Source organism: Costertonia aggregata (assembly GCF_013402795.1).
Lineage (GTDB): Bacteria > Bacteroidota > Bacteroidia > Flavobacteriales > Flavobacteriaceae > Costertonia > Costertonia aggregata.
In genome coordinates this window covers 2,444,353-2,463,172 of sequence record NZ_CP058595.1, presented here as the reverse complement: position 1 = coordinate 2,463,172, position 18,820 = coordinate 2,444,353, and the positions used below count along the sequence as shown (strand labels likewise).

19 protein-coding genes are annotated in these 18,820 nt (G+C 35.8%); 16 read left to right on the top strand and 3 right to left on the bottom strand.

Annotation, left to right across the window (positions count from 1 at the left end):
* The first annotated feature begins 474 nt into the window (after nt 1-474).
* The 16 genes from HYG79_RS11290 (at nt 475) to HYG79_RS11215 (ending at nt 15,374) form a co-directional block, all read left to right on the top strand.
* The gene (locus HYG79_RS11290; protein WP_179242194.1) at nt 475-1,935 is read left to right on the top strand and encodes a serine hydrolase; all 1,461 of its coding nucleotides are present in this window, start codon (nt 475-477) and stop codon (nt 1,933-1,935) included.
* A 481-nt stretch (nt 1,936-2,416) separates the two neighbouring features.
* Nucleotides 2,417-3,115, top strand: coding sequence for a hypothetical protein (locus HYG79_RS11285; protein ID WP_179242193.1), 699 nt, complete (start codon nt 2,417-2,419; stop codon nt 3,113-3,115).
* A 237-nt stretch (nt 3,116-3,352) separates the two neighbouring features.
* On the top strand, nt 3,353-3,574 hold the full coding sequence (locus HYG79_RS11280; RefSeq protein ID WP_179242192.1) for a hypothetical protein: 222 nt from the start codon (nt 3,353-3,355) through the stop codon (nt 3,572-3,574).
* Between the two features lie 355 nt (nt 3,575-3,929).
* Nucleotides 3,930-4,625, top strand: a complete 696-nt coding sequence (locus HYG79_RS11275; RefSeq protein ID WP_179242191.1) for a hypothetical protein — start codon at nt 3,930-3,932, stop codon at nt 4,623-4,625.
* Between the two features lie 191 nt (nt 4,626-4,816).
* Nucleotides 4,817-5,272, top strand: a complete 456-nt coding sequence (locus HYG79_RS11270; protein WP_179242190.1) for a hypothetical protein — start codon at nt 4,817-4,819, stop codon at nt 5,270-5,272.
* A gap of 152 nt (nt 5,273-5,424) precedes the next feature.
* Nucleotides 5,425-5,904, top strand: a complete 480-nt coding sequence (locus HYG79_RS11265; RefSeq protein ID WP_179242189.1) for a nuclear transport factor 2 family protein — start codon at nt 5,425-5,427, stop codon at nt 5,902-5,904.
* A gap of 593 nt (nt 5,905-6,497) precedes the next feature.
* Complete coding sequence (locus HYG79_RS11260) at nt 6,498-6,965, top strand: DUF423 domain-containing protein (protein WP_179242188.1); 468 nt, start codon at nt 6,498-6,500, stop codon at nt 6,963-6,965.
* 313 nt (nt 6,966-7,278) lie between these two features.
* The gene (locus HYG79_RS11255) at nt 7,279-8,322 is read left to right on the top strand and encodes a serine hydrolase domain-containing protein (RefSeq protein WP_179242187.1); all 1,044 of its coding nucleotides are present in this window, start codon (nt 7,279-7,281) and stop codon (nt 8,320-8,322) included.
* A 435-nt stretch (nt 8,323-8,757) separates the two neighbouring features.
* The gene (locus HYG79_RS11250; protein ID WP_179242186.1) at nt 8,758-9,276 is read left to right on the top strand and encodes an outer membrane beta-barrel protein; all 519 of its coding nucleotides are present in this window, start codon (nt 8,758-8,760) and stop codon (nt 9,274-9,276) included.
* A 188-nt stretch (nt 9,277-9,464) separates the two neighbouring features.
* Nucleotides 9,465-9,680 (top strand): hypothetical protein, encoded by a 216-nt coding sequence (locus HYG79_RS11245; protein WP_179242185.1) that lies wholly within the window; start codon nt 9,465-9,467, stop codon nt 9,678-9,680.
* A 527-nt stretch (nt 9,681-10,207) separates the two neighbouring features.
* Nucleotides 10,208-10,681 carry a hypothetical protein gene (locus HYG79_RS11240; RefSeq protein ID WP_179242184.1) on the top strand — a complete coding sequence of 158 codons (474 nt, stop codon included), beginning with the start codon at nt 10,208-10,210 and terminating at the stop codon, nt 10,679-10,681.
* Nucleotides 10,682-10,850: 169 nt separating this feature from the next.
* Entirely contained in the window at nt 10,851-11,465 is a 615-nt protein-coding gene (locus HYG79_RS11235; RefSeq protein ID WP_179242183.1) for a DUF6624 domain-containing protein, read from the top strand.
* A gap of 173 nt (nt 11,466-11,638) precedes the next feature.
* On the top strand, nt 11,639-12,559 hold the full coding sequence (locus HYG79_RS11230) for a helix-turn-helix domain-containing protein (RefSeq protein WP_179242182.1): 921 nt from the start codon (nt 11,639-11,641) through the stop codon (nt 12,557-12,559).
* Between the two features lie 82 nt (nt 12,560-12,641).
* Nucleotides 12,642-13,625 (top strand): alpha/beta hydrolase, encoded by a 984-nt coding sequence (locus tag HYG79_RS11225; protein WP_179242181.1) that lies wholly within the window; start codon nt 12,642-12,644, stop codon nt 13,623-13,625.
* Between the two features lie 424 nt (nt 13,626-14,049).
* Nucleotides 14,050-14,565, top strand: a complete 516-nt coding sequence (locus HYG79_RS11220) for a hypothetical protein (RefSeq protein WP_179242180.1) — start codon at nt 14,050-14,052, stop codon at nt 14,563-14,565.
* Between the two features lie 185 nt (nt 14,566-14,750).
* A complete protein-coding gene (locus HYG79_RS11215; protein WP_179242179.1) occupies nt 14,751-15,374 on the top strand; it encodes a hypothetical protein in 624 nt (207 codons plus the stop codon).
* A gap of 438 nt (nt 15,375-15,812) precedes the next feature.
* On the opposite strand, the gene hemL is transcribed toward HYG79_RS11215, so the two are convergent.
* The 3 genes from hemL to HYG79_RS11200 are packed head-to-tail and all read right to left on the bottom strand — an operon-like array spanning nt 15,813 to nt 18,820.
* Nucleotides 15,813-17,093: a glutamate-1-semialdehyde 2,1-aminomutase gene (gene hemL / locus HYG79_RS11210; RefSeq protein ID WP_179242178.1), complete on the bottom strand. Its 1,281-nt coding sequence runs from the start codon at nt 17,091-17,093 to the stop codon at nt 15,813-15,815.
* Complete coding sequence (locus HYG79_RS11205; protein WP_179242177.1) at nt 17,094-17,939, bottom strand: glucosaminidase domain-containing protein; 846 nt, start codon at nt 17,937-17,939, stop codon at nt 17,094-17,096.
* Entirely contained in the window at nt 17,936-18,820 is an 885-nt protein-coding gene (locus HYG79_RS11200; protein ID WP_228027865.1) for a 1-aminocyclopropane-1-carboxylate deaminase/D-cysteine desulfhydrase, read from the bottom strand. The genes HYG79_RS11205 and HYG79_RS11200 overlap by 4 nt, the downstream gene beginning before the upstream one ends.

The following is an 18,820-nucleotide window of genomic DNA, read 5'->3' as shown; positions in this document are numbered from 1 at the left end:
AACACCAGTTTGCTCCCGTACTGTTCATAGCCAAACCGGTTCTAGTCAATTCACCTGCGGTTAACTCTGATTCGCGCAACTGCGTTGCAACGCATCTTAAAGTAAATCGACTCGGCCACAGCGCTAGACCGGATCGCTCAATACCGCAACAAACATATCGCCATCGACGGGCATCGAGCCCAAACGACAACACATCCTATGCCAAAAGCAATATAGTAGGGCCGTTTACATTCCCAATACCACAAAACCCAACAAGGGGACGTCCGCTGCGCGGACTCCTTGATGAACTATCGTGCGAATCTATAAGGAGGTCGGATATCCGCACAATGGTTAAAGGATTTTGCTATTTTTCCGTAGAAATCACAGCACTACGTTTAGCGCTGTAGTTAGCATTAATTAAGAACTCTGTAACAAAAAGCAGTATTTGAAGTCTAATGGACAAAGTAATTCATCATCAATCAAAAAAATCTTTAAATGAAAACCAAAACAATTGTTTTCTTACTACTTATTTCAAATATCTTATTTACAGTTTCCTGCTCAAAGAATAAGAGCAGTACATCTATAAAATCTGAACAATTTAATACAGAAATAGATAGTTACATAAGGTCACTTATCAAAGCTGACCAAATTCCTGGAATGGCAGTTGCAGTCGTAAAGGATGGAACTATTATCCATAAGAAAAATTATGGTGTCGCAAATATAGTACACAACGTGCCAGTAACAGACAGCACGCTATTTCGAGCATATTCAACATCAAAGCTTGTGACAGCTGTAGCCATATTCCAATTAATAGAGAATAAAGAAATAGGATTAAATGACTTGATATCAGAGTATATTGATGACCTACCAACTAAATGGAGTAGTATAGAAATAGAACATTTATTATCTCATTCTTCTGGGTTGCCAGATATCATAGATTACAATAAAGACATATCAGATAAATTGTTACTTACCGAGATTTCTAAAAAACCTATTCAATTTGAAAAAGGTCAAAGGTTTCAGTACAATCAAACAAACTTTTGGTTTCTTAAATTGATTATTGAAAAAGTAACCAATCAAACATTTGAAACATTTGTAAGAAAGAATCAATTTGAAAATAATGAAAAACAAGTGATTTTTGCTTCAAATAGTTTAGTTGCGTTTCCGAATCGAGTACCTAAATATCAATTCAATAAAGATTTTAACGCCTACGAACTTTCTACTTTCGAAGCAGGTAATCGTTCATTAGCAGGAAATGGATTAAATATAACATTAAATTCATTTTTAGAATGGAACACAAAATTAGATAACAACAAACTGCTCAAGGAAGAAACTAAACTAAAAATGATGTCACCTTTCCAATTTACGGATAGAAAATCATCTTTTGGTCATAGTTGGGGAATTTATGGTCCTAAGGGAAAACAATATTATGGGTTTGCTGGTGGCGGAGTAAGTGCATTAATGAAATTCATAGATAAAGATTTAACCATTATTATTCTATCGAACGGATTTAAAAATAGGCCTATTATTTCCAATGCTGTCAACTATATTTCAGGATTAATGGATGAAGAATTAGTTAGAAAAGATAGAATGCTGAATGAAGATATTCGACTGGCTTTTATTGTAAATGATTATAAGACAGCAGTTGAAATTTACAACCAGATACAACAAAATAATAAAGATATTAACTTTGAACGAGGACTGGGTACAACTGGATACTTTTACTTATCAAATAATGAAATAGCTAAATCGATATCAATCTTTAAATTATATACAAAAGAGTATCCTAATTCCTATCGTGCTTTTGATAGTCTTGGAGAAGCATATTTTAAGAATAAGCAGTACGATTTGTCTAAAAAAAATTATAGAATATCATTGGGTTTAGAACCAAAAAATAAAAATGCAGAAGATATGTTAAAGAAAATCGAAGAAATAACTAATGCTAACAAGGTATAAACTGTATTACTTACTAGCTTTTAACTTATTTACAAAAAATCCACTTGGACTTTCTATTCAGTTTTCATTTGCTAACTTAATGCTTAAATTACACAACTAATCATACATAAACACGTTCGAGTCAATTCACCTGCGGTGAGCTTTAATCCGCGCGATTGCGTTGCAACGCATCTTAAAGTAAATCGACTCGGCCACAGCGCTAAACCAAATCACACCAATCGCCATACCTTAAAACCACCGTCAGGTGGGCATCGAGCCAAAACCGACAAGAACGGCGTGCTAAAAGTGATTCGGCACTGTGGTTTGTACTCCCAATACCACAAAATCCAACAAGGGGACATCTGCTGCGCGGACTCCTTGACGAACTATTGTGCGAATCTATAAGGTTATCAGATACTCGCACAATAGTTAAAGGATTTTGCTATATTTCCATGAAAATATCGCAACTGCGTTTGGAGCAGTGGTTGTGAGCATGCTAAACATGAAAAGAGTTTTATTTATTTCGGTTTGTTCAATAGTGTGGCTTTGTTCTTGTCAACAAAGAAGTAAATCGATAACGGAAAAAGTAGCGATTGAATCGGACATAAAAACTACTACCCATAATAATACGGGACAACCATCACAGAATCATGATTTAGCAAAATACATCTACACGGATACTACATACACCCTTGCCAAAGGAAAAAAAATTACCATACAAAATAGCTTTCCTAAGGGTGGAATGATTAAACCGGATGGAACACAATATTATGACTCAACCGGGAAATCATATGCGTTTGCATCATTTTGGACTCGCATTATCAATGAAACAGATATTCCTTTAGAGTTAAACCTCAATGTTCCTACCGATTCATTTCGAATTTTCACTCCACCTGACTCTTTCTTAAAGCTAATTTTACCCAAAGAACAATTCTCGCTTGATAAGCTTTCAAAATTCAACTATGGGCTGACCGAAATAGAGTCTTTCCTAGATGCAAATTTTAATAATGTTGGTATATTGAAAAAGACGATCAATCCAAATGAAGAGCATATTTTTTATATGATGGCACTTTCTTATCAAGCATCCGGAACCCCGAGAGCAGGACTTCTTTTGAAAGAACAAAACCTTTATTATGAAGTGAGTGTAGAACCCAATGGTTCTGGAATGGTCTCGATTGGTACCATTGCTCTAAAAAAATAAAAAGCCAGCTCATAACAAGGGCTATAATTTATGGCTGCAATTCGTTAACTTGTAACCTACAAACCATAAACGGCTGGATTTGAACGATGGGTTGCATACAACAACAAGACGATACAACAAGATTTTAAGCCGAACTGCAATGGTAAATTTTAACCGAACATTTCGATGATTTTCAAGAGACCAATCGAATACTAATTTTAGAACTTTAATTCGCAACAGAGATGTACTAATGCCATTATGAAAAAAAAGCCCCATCAAAAAAAAGGTGTGATAAAAAAAGTCTTTTCAGACTTTCGAGAAAGATTGCATATCCCTAAGACTCCCCAAAACGGAATTAATTATGAAGTTATTGCTGAAAATGATGAATTTAAGGTTATCATTCATAACGAAAGAGGAGCAAATAGAACAATCCGTTTCGAAGATAAAAAAGCGTTAAACGATTATCTAAAAACGCTATGAACCAGTTGAATTGTTAAGCTTATAAAACCATACGGAAATCAATGAATCAAACTCGACTGGTAAGACTCATCGGAACTCAAAAACTGAACTGAATTGCCATGCAAATATTTACAGACTTTGGGGAGTTTTAAAAATAATACCTGAAAAGCCCCTGAACTTAAGATTTAAAAATGACCGAGTTGAATAAAAAAACGGAAAAGTTACTGTATACAACAATGGTTGTAAACAATTGCTTTTTCAGGCTCGTCCTGAAAATTCCTGCGGAATTTTCAGCTTATGGTGCACACGCAAAAGTTTGTGCTAATCCACGCAACTGTTCATAGCCGAGACCGTTGTAAACAATGCCGAAAACCGAGTGAAATACTTCATTGGAGCGTATTATCTTATTAAATTAAAACCTATCGAATATGGAACGATTGAAGGTTCAGAAATCTACACTTGTAGTCGTTGTATAAACGATTCTTTTTTTGACTCTTGGGCAATTTCTTGGGCAACAACTGAAAAGAAAGAATTAGAAGAAACTAAACACACTTTTAATCTGACTGACAAAAATGTTAAGGAAATACAATTTTGGGCAGACAAAAAATTAGATGAAGAAAAACTCGGCTGGATAAATACGTTTTCAGACCTAAAAATATTAACCGAATACAAAGAAAAGTTCTTTCCAAATGATTCTGACTTTGAAATATTAAGTATCAGCTTTCCCGAATCTGATTTGAGCGGAGTTTTGGAAATGACAATACCGACTGAATCGAATAGCGGAGAAATTGGAATTTATAGCAAACTTAAAAACAAAGAGCTTGATTTAGAAAAAGACGAGTTTTTAGGTTACGACATAATCGGAATTGAAATAAGTGGAGACTTCCATTCTTTTCATTGCAACGACTTAGCTAATGATTTAAGAGATAAATTCGGACTAAAAATAAATGAATTTGGACTTTTAGTAAATTATGGGAACTGGAACGAAATAATGGAATTTATGAATGACGAATCTAATGGATTTGAACCTGTACCTTGGTTTTATGTCAAAGTAAATAGAATTAGAAAATGAAAAAAGCACTATTTACAATAATGTATAACCGCAATTACGGCGAATTCGACTACGCTCAGGGCAGACTAGAATCCACGCAGAATTGCTAAGGTCTGTGTCAAACCGAAATGTAACAGCTTATTTTCAGCGTTACTTTTCATTTAAGGAGCCGTTATGGACAATTAGAATTAATACTTAAAAAAAAACATAAAATGAAATTGAGAATCATTGTACTTTACGCTATAGTTTCGTTTTTGACAGGTAATCTTATTTATGCTCAAACAGAAAGCAAACCTGTATCAAAATCAGAGGAAAACATCGTAATTATTAAACAATACTATAAAAAACCACCATCGACTCAAAAGAAAAATTCTATTTTGCTCAAAGGGGTTTCAGAAGGAGAATTTATTGAAATTAAAATTCAGGGACTTATTAAAGATTTTGAACACATTAAACTTGAAATGGGAAATGATGGTGATTTATATGAAATAAAAACTCTAAATAAATTCGAACAATTATCTAATCAAACTTTAATAATTAAAAGTGTTATACCAGAAGGAATTCCAATGGAAAAAATTAAATGGAAAAGTCTATCTGACAAAGAGTATGAATATATTATCGCTGAAAATGGAAAAGATGGTCAGCAAATGAAATTTAATTTAGAATAACAAAAGCCCATAACAGTATGCATAATCAATAGCGGGTTTATCTCATAAATGAAATATTGCAATTCGCATCAAGTTTAGTTTGTTAAAAGAGGAATCATGCAATCCGCTACTAAATTATACACCTAAACGATGACCATAATTAAAGCAATCTAATGAAAACAAAAAATAGAAGACATAATTGGATTTTAATACTTTTTATAGCACTTCAAATACCAACAGGAGTTTATTCTCAAAATAAGAGTGTTGAAAGTGAAATTCTAAAAAACGGAGAAATTATTCGAAAAGCCTTTGTAGATGGGAATATCGAAAAAATAAAATCTCTGCATCATCCTAATGTCATTAAGGCATTAGAATATAAGGACCTGAAAATCGGAAGAGATGAAGTCATTAAAGGGCTGAAGGAAACACTTGAGAATTTCAATCTAGAATTCATTGAGAATGATGTTGAAAGTATTTTCGTAAATGAGAATATTGCAATTGAACAAACCAAGTTTTCAATAAAAGGAACACCAAAAAATGGTGGTGAGCCTTTTGTTTTCAGTGGACGAACGATGGTTACTTATATTAGGTATGGTAAAAGTCCGACTGGTTGGGCCACCATACGTGAAATAATACAACCAGCAACTGAATAAGATTCATATTGAAAAATTAAAAATACAGTCTGCAGCAATGTACAACCCAACTACGGCAGATTCGACTACGCTCGGGGCAGGCTAGAAACCACTTCAAATCGCTAATGTCCGCGCCAAACCGAAAATTAGCGCATATCAATCGGTAACCTACGGTTATGTGTCATCTAAAATGGGGCACGAATAGGAATTATGGGATTTCCCATCGCCCGTACATCGCCCTGTCGAAATGACAATATCATCTTAAAAGTATAAACAAACCAAAGCAACTGCAATCAAATTATGGGATATTGACCTTTAATTGGACAATAAAGATGTAAGTCCTGTTGCGTATACATCCCCACAAAACATAAAAAGAACGAAAGCATCATACTTATGTCTTAAATTGTCTTATTTCAGTACATTACCATAGAAATCGCCCTATTATGTAGTGCTTTATATTTACGCAACCATCCGAAATTCGACTTTAACCAACTTATGGAAAAAATTATTTTGTACTTTAAGAATAAATTTTAAGGCTTGCTTAAGCATCACAAGTTAATTTTTTACAGGTAATAAATTGGATTCAATCGCCAAACGGCCTTTAAAACAATACTATGAAAAAATGGGATTTTAAACTGAAAAACAGTCCTAGGGACATCAGTAAAAAAATTGAATCCGCACTTGAATCTACCAACGGTTTGGTATTCAACATAAACCACCGTGAAAATGGCCCCATAACATTTAAAATGCGTAAAAGGATTACCTACCCTTGGTACCTATATTTTTTGAATAGCATAGTTGTAAATGGAAAATTATCAAAGACGGAAGCTGAAAACGGGGCTAACGTAGAAATATTGTTTAACCAGCACTTTTTATGGGTATTAATAATATTTACACATATAATTTTGGGAGCGGCTCTCTTAATTGCTGTAATCTCGGAAAAAGACAACAACGTTTACACATATTTGATCGCAACCTTTGTTTTGGCAATTGGAGTTATATTATGGATTAGAGTACAGAAAAAACATAAAAGAAATATCCAAGAATACAAAACGCTGATTTCCGATATTTTAGGATTATAATTATTAACTTTTGTAACACAGAATTTTTATAGCCTACATCAACCCACATACAAAATCCTAACTGATTTTCCATTTGGTTGTAATGTATTTGTTTGACCATTTGACCGCACGATCAACTTACAAATCACATTTTTTGTACTACCGGTCCATCACTTCGTGGCCGTGGTGTTGGTCTAGCTTAGCGCTCTGACGGCTGAATTTAATCAACACAAACTGTTTATCGTAAGCGTTGGTGAAAAATAAAACAGCTTTCTTGTAACTAAAACCTATTTTCAATCGTCGTAAATATGTTAACCTAAAAACAACTTGTTAAATGAGAGTGTCGTTATTGATAATTTTGCTTTTCTTTCACCTTTTCAAGCTAACTGCGCAAACAGAAACTTCACTGAAAATTCTTGATTCCGTAACGATAAATGAGTGGTTGGTCGAAAATAAAGTTCCGGCAATAGCCATAGGCACTATCGAAAAAGGCAAGTTGAACCCAGTAAGGGTGCTTGGAAAAATCCAAGGTGACATACCAGCCAGTACTCAAACTATCTTTGATGTAGCATCCCTTACGAAAACAATAACCACATTACTTACACTGAAATTAGTAGATGCGAATTCTTGGAAATTAGACGAGCCCTTGTCCCACTATTGGATTGACCCCGACATTAAGAACAATCCATTACACAATAAAATAACTACACGCCATGTATTAAGCCATAGAACTGGTTTTAAAAACTGGCGGCGGATGAACAAGGATAAGAAACTAACTTTTGATTTTGAACCCGGCACAAAATTTCAATATTCTGGTGAGGGATTTGAATATCTAAGAAAAGCTCTTGAAGAGAAATTCGATATCTCATTTCAGAAGTTAACAGATTCATTAGTCTTTAAACCTAACAAAATGAACAACAGTCAGTTAACATGGAGCGAAAGTATTGATAGCCTAAACTTTGCAGGCACTCATGACAAGTATGGGAACGAATATGTATATAAAAAGTCCTCAAAAGCCAATGCTGCTGACAATTTGTTGACCACAATCGGAGATTTTAGCAACCTCGGATTAAATATTATCAATCAACAATATCTCGACCAAAATACCTATCGTGAAATGATAATTCAACATTCCTCTGTTCGAGATGGAATAAGCTTTGGTCTAGGATGGATTATATTCAATGATTTATCAAATAATGAATACGCACTGTTTAATGCAGGAAGTGACCAAGGTATAAATGCTTTAATAGTTCTTCTTCCAAAATCAAAAAGAGGCTTGATAGTTATGACAAATGGCGATAATGGAAGAGCTTTAGCCATGAAAATTATTGGAGAAACTCTAGGGGAGATAGGAAAAGAAATTTTAGGAAGATTTTAGAGGGTTTTAAATACCATGTAGAATTGATTACAAAAAAATCATCTAATCGGAAAAACACGTACACTAATTATCTTCACTTAAAACAGAAAATATTTATATGCTTTCTCACCACTACCGGCAGCCGATAACGGTAGGGTTTGCGTTGGCTAGCCCACTAGTTCGTGGCCTCATGTTCGCATAGCTCAGCACGCCCATGGTGAACATTAACCTACATATTTCGAAAATAGATACTATCCGGTACCGCCATTTAATTCCCGATATCGCAAGATTCTATAGAATACAGTTCCTTTTGCGGTTCACTTGGGGAACAATGCCATATGAGATAACGGAAGTACAATTCTAGCGACATTGTTGACGGATTTTGCTATATTTCCTTAAAAATTACAGAACTGCTTTTGAGACTGCGGTTGTAGACAATTAAAAACAAATCAAACTATGAGACTAAATCTGCTGATCGCTACTCTAATTTTAATTTCTTTCACAAACTATGCTCAAAATTCTAACCTTGTTGTAGACTTGCATTACCCAGTACCTATTGACAATAATTTCGTAGGCGAAAATTATAATGGAGTCATTGGACTAGGAATTGAATATCATTTCTTAGACATTGACCCGGTTAAAGTTGGGATTTCTGTAAATGGAGGATTTTTGAGTGAAAATACCGAAACCGGACAAGGAAATACAACGTTAACTACTTTTCAGCCAAGAGCAGTTGCAGAATTGAAATTGACATCAAATGGAAAGATAAGGCCTTATATTGGTATTGGTTATTCATTTCTCTTTTTCAAAGGGGAATCCAGGTCTGCCTTTGACAATCCAGAAACAACCACCGTTACCCTAACCGAAGAAGGACTCAATATTAATGGAGGTTTAACCTTTAACTTTACAAATCGTTTTTTATTAAAGCACAATATGATTATATATACTTGCCGCCGGGAGATGCTTTGGACATAAAATTCAATACTCGGGTAAATATATTTAAAGGAGGTATAGGATTTAGATTTTAAAAAAACTCCCTACAATAGGCAGAGAAAGCAAATAGCGAATAGGGGGCATGGCCATCATAAAACATTAAAAATGAGAAATCTTCCATACACACTAATATTTTTCTAATCCCATTATTTTCTTCAGGACAAAAGAATATGGATTTAACCAAAGGGACTGATAGTGTTGTCACCGTCTATGTATACGGAAAATCAAAAGTCACCCTCAACGGAGAAAAAACTAACTTTTCGAAACTTGAAAAATATTTACGGACGAATCAGATAGCACAGGCGAAGATTGGAACTTTAAAACCCATACCTATCAAAAGCGTTCCCGACGTTCAAAAAAGTGGTAAAACTGATGGAAAAATATAAGGTCAAAGCCATATGGTATCGAGACCAATTTTTTCAAAAACCCTTTTTTGAAGACAAAAAAAATAAAAAATAACGTGCTTCAACAATGCCTGTAATTCAGCTCAGCCTTGAACAAATCAAAAACCTTGACTTTAAAAGACGGCTGGATTCCGAACTTAAAAAATCTTCACTGATATACCAAGCCGAAATCATAGCCCGAATCGACTAATGCCATAAAAACTTACATTACCATTGATTGGCATCGAGCCAAAACTTACAGGAACGGCGTGCTAAAAGTAATTTGGAACCATGATCCGTACACCCAATACTGCAAAATCTATCAGCCTGCCCCTCGGCCTTATAGGTGAACTATGGTAGTATTTAAGCGGAAGTGCAATATACTGCTCCATGTTGACGGATTTTGCTATATTTCCATGAAAATATCGCCATTGCGTTTGGCGTGGTGGTCACTAACTAATAAACGCAACTTTTAATAGATTTTTCCATCTGGATATTAGAATCCAATCCTTTAATTAAATACTTCTGAAATGATTAAATCAAATGTAAGAATAGAGAATCCGTGTCATATAAAATGGCAAGATTTGAATCAGCTGGAAAACTCAAAGGACAGGTATTGCCATGAATGCTCGTTGAATATCATAGATTTCACAAACATGAACAATACAGAAATCATAGATTGTTTGGCAGAAAGAAAAGGAAAAAAGGTCTGTTGTGCAATGCGCCATAGCGAAGAAGAATCAGGACTGAAAACGATTAATAGAACCGTAAAAGATTGGCAAGCTAGAATTAAATCAACCACAAAGAACAGTCATCTTAAAGCTTTTTTATTATTTTCCATTGGACTATTGATGCTTACCACAGGATGCAAAAAAGACGATAGTGATGATGATATCTATATTGGAGAACCTGCAACCCCAGAAAATTCAGAACTTGTGGCAAAAACCACTGCTAAACCCAACGTTAACTCGTTTACCAAAGCCCCTAAACACACCAAAGACTAATAACAAAAAATGGCGAATAAGAAACAAGGTTTATAGTGATTAATTTGTAAGCTTAGGAATAGTTATTGTATACATAAAATTTGCCTTTGCAACTTAAAATAAAGATAACAAAATACTAACTTAGGAAGCCTAAACGTGGTGCGGAAGTAATTGGCAATAATTTATAACTATGAAACAAACCATTCTTATTACAATCGTACTGAGCATCAATTTTTCAGTGTCAGGCCAGTCTCAAAAGGAACTCGACTCGCTAAAAGTCAAATTAGAGACGATATTTATGAAAGACCAAACTTTTAGACGCATCTATACAGAGGCTGAAAATAAGCTTGGGAAAGATTCTGATGCCTATGAATATTTTTGGCAAGTAGTTGAAGCTCAAGATAAAGTTCTTGAAAAAGAAGTGATAAAGATTATTGATAAGTTTGGCTGGCTGGGAATTTCTGAAGTAGGTAGATTGGCGAACACAACTTTATGGAGTGTTTTGCAACACGGTAGCATCGCTTCTAAAAAAAAGTATGCACCGCTATTGAAAGCTTCTGTTTTAAAAAAGGAATCACAACCTAGTCATTATGCCCGTCTCGTTGACAGAATGTTGATCAACTCTGATAAACCTCAAATATATGGGACTCAAATAGATTACAGTTCTAGTGAAGCCCCAACCTTCTTTCCAATCGAAAAACCTGAATATATAAACCAAAGGAGAAAGGAAATCGGGTTGGACGGAATTGAAAATTCTGTGGGAAAAAATGGGATTGAATGGAATATTGCTCAAAAAGAAAAATAATTATTACCAACAATGACCATAAGAAATCACTTGTGCTCGCCTACCCTTCGGCTCCGCTCAGGACAGGCTTCTGAAAATCCTCGTGGATTTTCAGTTTGGTATGTACTTGCAAAGTTAAGTGCTAACCCAATTATCTACTCGTAGCCGAGTCCGCTACGTGCCATAAGGACGAAATGAATAACTTCAAGACAATCCAAGAATATTCTGAGGCTACTGGAATACCGCCAGCAAAATACGAACACTTTGTAGTTAGAAATTTTCAAGATAATATGCCGACAGTTGTCCATAAAATGTCTGCTTTTAGACATGCTTTTTATGCAATAGCCTTAAAAATAAATGGCGGTGGAAAAGCATTGTCAAGTCATTACTCAGATTTTCCAGAAGGTTCAGTCGTTTTCTTTAACTCACCATTTCAAATTCTGTCTTGGGATATTGCGCCAAATTGGGAAGGCTTCTATATTTTAATGACTCGTGATTTTCTTGCTCAATCTCACTATTTTAAAAACTTCTTAGACCTATTTCCTTTTTTAAAGATCGATAAATCAATTCCATTTCAAGTAAACGAAGAAGAGACGAAAACACTATTAAGTATTTATGAAAAAATCAATATTGAATATCATAGTGATAAGCAAGATAAATTTGAGATAATCAATACATACGTTGCTCTTCTATTAAATTATGTCAAAAGATACTTCAACCAAGATATCTCAAAAGAAACAGCCAATCAAATCATAAAAACAGCTGATTTGAAAATATTAGGTCGCTATCAGAATTTAATTGAAGAGCATTTTCGCTTAGACAATGAATGGGACTATAACAAAAACGGTCACTCACCAACTTATTATGCAGAAGTCTTAAACATACATCCAAATTACCTAAATGCAATCGTCAAAAACAATTTAGGTGTAACCGCTTTGCAATACATACACAAACACATTCTACATTTAGCAAAGTCTTATTTGACCCAGACAAAATTGAGTATTAAAGAAATTGCCTATCAATTACAGTTTGATTCGCCCAATAATTTCAACAATTTCTTTAAAAAACATACTCAAAACACACCCGGAAAATATCGCAAATCGTCAAATATTTGAAATTCATACTTCTTGCTTTGTTTTCATAAATAAGCAATGGTCTTGTTGGTCGCATCTTTGTATCAAATAAAAAACAAATGATATGAAGACTATAATCATCGGCTTATTAAGCCTAATTACAACAGGAGCAATTGCCCAAAAATTGAATTCACAAACAACTAAAAATTACATTATGAAAAAAGTAAAATTTCAAAGTTCAGGATTAGAATTAGTAGGAGACCTTTATTTACCCGTCAACTACGAGGAAGGAAAAAAATATCCAGCAGTACCAATATTAGGACCAATGACCTTTGCTAAAGAGCAAGCACCAACGGAATACGCCAAACGATTTGCAGAACAAGGTTATGTTGCATTAGCATTCGACCCAAGATATCGTGGAGAAAGTGCTGGATTACCAAGAGAATTGGAAGACCCAATTGCAAAAGTCGAAGACGCTAAAGCAGCTGCTAAATACTTAGCTTCGCTTTCTATGGTAAATGATGAACAAATTGTTGGTTTTGCACTTTGCCAAGGTAGTTCGGAAATGTTACGAGCAGTTTCAGAAGATAGCATCTTCAAAGGATTGGTTACTGTTGCAGGACATTACAGAGACCGAGAAGGTGACATTCAATGGATGGGAACAGAAGAAGCTTTAGAAGAAAGAATTGCAAGCGGAAAAGTTGCATACAATACCTACAAACAAACAGGGGAAGTGATTAATGTGCCAGCAGTAGACGAAACCAGAATGGACGTTGGTATGCCAGGAAAATTTGTTTGGGACTGGTACCACACTTGGTCAGATAAAGGAATATGGGTAAATAATTATCCTAAAATGAGTGATGCGTTACTCTTTGAATATGAGTCTTTAACGGCAGCTAAAAAACTCGAAAAACCATATCTAATGATTCACAGCGATAATAGTTTCTTACCAGAAGTAGCCAAAAGACAATTTGAAGCTGTACCAGCAACTATGAAAAAATTACAATGGGAAGGAGAGACTGGACACCTTCAATATTACGATGATACAGAAATTTTAGATAGAACTGCAAATCAAGCTATTGCTTGGTACAATTCAATATTTGAATAAAGCTAATTCAAAAAATACGGCATACAATAATGTATAAAAATAATAGCGGTTTCGGTGCTTAATCGAAATCGCTTTTTTTATATTTATGGTAAGTCTAAAATCCGAAAATTTAGCGAATAAAGTCCGCTACTATTCGTGCACTAGACCGTCGATAATGCCAGCGGGCACGTGAAAATACGTCCCCCAAAGCGAACTCCCTTTTCCACTATTCCCGATAATGGCCACGCAGTATGCTGCAACTTGCTTTAAAACAAAAAGGCCTTTCACTATCTTTACAGGAAACAAAACGATGGATACGCAGCCGCACTACCGACAACAGACGGTCAAAGCAAATAACGACTAAAGGCTGCCATAACTAAGCGCAATCAACGCTACTCGCTTTACCTGCGTGGCTGTTGTAAAACAAACTGAAAAACGAAAAGCTATGATACATTTAATTTGGTCAATAATAAACGGAATGATTGTTATTTACTTTATGTATCTGATTGTTGGATTTATCTCGAAGGGAAAAAGAATATTTAAACCACAATTTAAAGTTGTCTCGATTCTTATAATGTTAATCGGAATTGTTCAAGTAATTTCTGCTTCAAATTCAGAAAAAAACTCAAACCGAATAACTATAAATGAGGCCTTTAACAAAAAGGATAATTCCGAAATCAAACAAGTAGTTCTTGAAGACAATTTGACTTTTGACATTAATATGCTCGTAAAATACTCGATTGACCAAAATGAATATATTCCGATAGAAAGTCATAGTTTTTTAACTGGACTCGTAAGCGGTTACGTTTGGGAATTTAATTCAATAGACACGAACAGCTTTGAGCCAAATAAAAAGTCGGAATTTATTGCTAATGGAATTTTGAAATGGAATCTTTTCGGAATTACAGTATTTAGTGAATCAAAAACTTTTAATGGTACGATTAATGGTACGATTGAATAAAAGCCAGGTTACAACACCTGTATAATTAATGACCAATTCTAATCTACTTACGAAAATCCACAAGGATTTTCCACTAGGTTCGTATTTTCCAAACAAGTTGCTGAAACACGCAACGAAATCATACACGTACACGTGTGCACAATATCCCAGAAACCTCAATCTGAACAATAAATATTTCAAATTATATGAAAATTAAAAAGTATCTATTTTGTCTTGTTGTCATTCTATATGTCTCGTCCTGTAGAACAATAGCCACTCCAAATAACGAACCTTTAGATAATATCGTACTGATCACAGGTGACACATTGTTTGGAAAAGTCGATTATTTTAAGGAAGGGTACGCGCTCAGTGAATTTTACAGGAAAATAAGACTGACAGATACAAATGGAAGAAAAAAAAGGTTCAAGCGAAAAAAAGTACTTTCTTATAGCGTAAATGGATATAATTATGAAAGCCATACACTTGACCTAGAAACCAAACTGTTTAAAAATGGTCGTTTATTCGACTCTAGATACTATATCGACCAAAATGGCGACCAACATTTTTTAAAAGTAATTTCGAAAGGAAAATTATCCCACTATGAACTGGAATGGATAGACAATGATAACAACGACCTGGAATCAACGGATTTAATTAAGAAATCTGAGGATAATTTCTTCATTCCCGCAGAAAATGCGCGAAGCCAAGTATTAAAAAAAGTGGTGAGTGACTACCTTTCTGACTGTCCAGAGATACAGAAAAAAATAACCGAAAAGGATTTTAAGTATGTTTTTCAAGTAGTCGACTTTTACAATGAGAACTGCGAATAAGAATGAATGGTTTTGTCCTGAAATTTGATAATGCTTGAACGCAAAATAAAAGAAAAATACTGTTACAACATTGTATGTAAAAAATAGCGCAAGTCGTTACCAACACCAAGGTTTGGGCATTTTTGAAAAGTCGCCACCCCAAAAGCTTTAGGGATTACATATGACGATTACCAATAAAAAAGATAAAGCAAAACACAAAAGATTTGGCTTGTTCTAGACGAAAAGGCAAGTGCCTTTTTTGCACGCAACTACTCATAACCGATACCGTTGTCGGAAATGCCCACGGGCATGTGAAAATACGTTCGCCCATGGCGAACTCCCATTTACACTATTCCCGACAAAGGCCACGCAGTACACTGCGATTTGCTTTAAAACGAACAAAGCCTTTTGTTATCTTTACTAAACAAACGGCGGATGCTACAGGATTGACTAAAAACTTTATAAATCAATGGCTTTTGCCGCATTTATGGTTTCATCCAAATCATCATAGCTTAAGGCATCGTTGAGGAAATAACTTTCAAAAGCACTTGGTGGAAGGTAAACTCCTTTATCGAGCATACCATGAAAATATTTTTTGAAGGTAGCATTATTGCCCTTTGCCGATGAGGCAAAATCTACCACAGGCTCATCGGTAAAGTGCACGGAAATCATACTACCAAAACGATTTATTTGATATGGCACTCCTTTTTTGTTCAGGACTTTGGCCAAGCCTTTGTGCAAATATTCCGTTTTATCGGCCAAGCTTTGAAAAATTTGTGCATTATTGTTCAGTTCGGTCAACATGGCAAGTCCTGCGCTCATGGCCAAGGGATTTCCGCTTAAGGTCCCGGCTTGGTACACAGGCCCTTCCGGCGCCAAATGCCCCATGATTTCTGACCTGGCGGCAAAGGCTCCAACGGGCAGTCCGCCACCTATGACTTTCCCAAAGGTTACAATGTCGGCATCAACACCCAATGCTTCTTGAGCACCACCTTTGGCCAAACGAAATCCTGTCATTACTTCATCAAACAGCAATAAAATACCTTCTTGTGTACAAATATCACGCAGTCCTTTTATAAATTCATCGGTAGGCACTATGCAACCCATGTTTCCTGCAACGGGTTCTATGATAATCGTAGCGATTTCACCTTTATTAGCTTCGACCAGTTTTTTAACCCCTTCCAAATCGTTATAGTGGGCCAATAGGGTGTCTTTTGCCGTACCTTGGGTAACCCCCGGGCTATTTGGGCTTCCAAAGGTGACGGCTCCGCTGCCTGCCTGTATCAAAAAGGAATCCGAATGCCCGTGATAACAACCGGCGAATTTTATGATTTTGTCCTTCCCGGTATATCCACGGGCCAGACGAACAGCACTCATACAAGCTTCCGTTCCGCTGTTGACAAAACGTATCTTATCTATATTGGGCACCATGGAAACCGATAACTTTGCCAATTGCGTTTCAATTTCGGTGGGCATGCCAAATGAAGTTCCTTTTTTTGCCTTATCGATTACGGCATTGAGTACCGGTTCATAGGCATGGCCCAAAATTAGCGGACCCCATGACGCAATGTAATCGATCAGCCGATTATCATCCTCATCGTACAAATAAGCTCCTTCGGCCTTTTTTACAAATATGGGGTCACCACCTACCGCCTTAAAGGCCCTAACAGGTGAATTTACCCCACCGGGAATGTATTGCTTGGCCTCGGCAAACAAGGCACTGCTTCTTTGATATCGCATTTATTTGTTGAGTTTTTCTGTTTTGACGATAAGTTTTTGACCTATGGAAAGTGTATCGCCCCTCATTTTGTTCAAACGTTTCAATTCATTGACCGAAACAAAATACCTACGGGAAATTGAATATAAGGTATCTCCTTTTTGGACTACATAAGTACCAAAATCATATGTTTTGGGCTCTTTTTCCACCTCATATCCTTGGCTGACCACTTGTTGGTCATATTGGGTAAGATTATGCGCTTCAATGAGGGCTATCAGCTTTTGGGGATAGCGTTTGTCGGTGGCATAGCCAGCTTCCCTCAACCCTTTGGCCCATCGTTTGTAATCATCGCTCCTGTAATCGAACAGAAAAGCATATCTAGACCTTGAGGACAAAAATATGCTATGGTCTCGAAAGGAATACATAGGGTGATTATATTTTCTAAAACATTCCCCCTTGGCATCATCATCATGGTATTCAAACTCCCCGTCCCATCCGGCATGGCACTTAATACCAAAATGGTTGTTGGTCTTTAGTGCCAATTCGCCCCTACCCGCACCACTTTCCAAAATACCTTGTGCCAAAGTGATGCTGGCCGGTATGCCGTAAGCCTTCATTTCAAATTGTGCGATTTCGGAAAAGGTAGCAATATATTCTTTAACAGATGATATCGGGAATTTCACAAATTTTCCCGTATCATCGGGCATTGGGTATAACCCATCCTTTTTTTCCTTGAAAGTATTTTCATCATTTTTGACAATGGCCTGAGTTTCCTTTTTTTGACGTTTGTTGTACGTGGTTCTCTTTTTGGCGAAACATCCGGTGAGCAGTACACTCAATCCAAAAACAAATGCAATTCTCTTAATCATGTGTGCAATAATGGTAAATTTTTATTTTTCAACCTTTGGTTCATACCTGCGATACCTTGTAGTCCCCCACTATGTACCGCCAATACTTTTGTTCCTTTTTTAATTTGATTTTTTTTAATCAAATCAAGTAAACCGAACATCATTTTACCTGTATAAACAGGGTCTAACGGAACTCCTGTTTGCTCCTTAAAAGCATTGATAAAATCAATAAGTGTTTCATTTATTTTGGCGTAACCTCCAAAATGGTAATCAGTCCGTAATTCCCAATTTTCTTTGGATACAAATTTACGAATATCTTCCTTTAAAAAATCGCCCTTCAGGGCGGGGAAGCCTAAAACCTTTTGATACGGCCATGATGCATTTATGATTCCCGCAAGGGTACCGCCCGTTCCCACACAGCATGTTATGACATCAAATACAGCATCGCCGTTATTCAAAATTTCTCCGCAACCCTTTACCGCGAAAGTGTTCGTACCACCTTCGGGCAAAATATAACAAGTACCATATTTGGTTTTTAGGTGATTCTGAAAATCGACATCATCTTTGTTTTGGTAAATCGCCCTTGAAACAAATTCAAATTTCATTCCGTTTTCGAATGCAAATTGCAAAGTGGGATTGTTCTGCCATTTACTTTTGATTTCTTCCCCACGGATGACGCCTATGGTCTCAAAACCACACTTTTTACCGGCGTAGGCAGTTGCTGCAATATGATTGGAAAATGCACCGCCAAACGTGAGCAAACGTGAAAAACCTTGCTCTTGCGCTGCAATGATATTATATTTTAGTTTTCTGTACTTATTTCCGGAAATGAAGGGGTGTATTTTGTCTTCACGCTTAATATAAAGCGTAATGTCCTTTTGTTTTAAAATCGGTAAATCCAC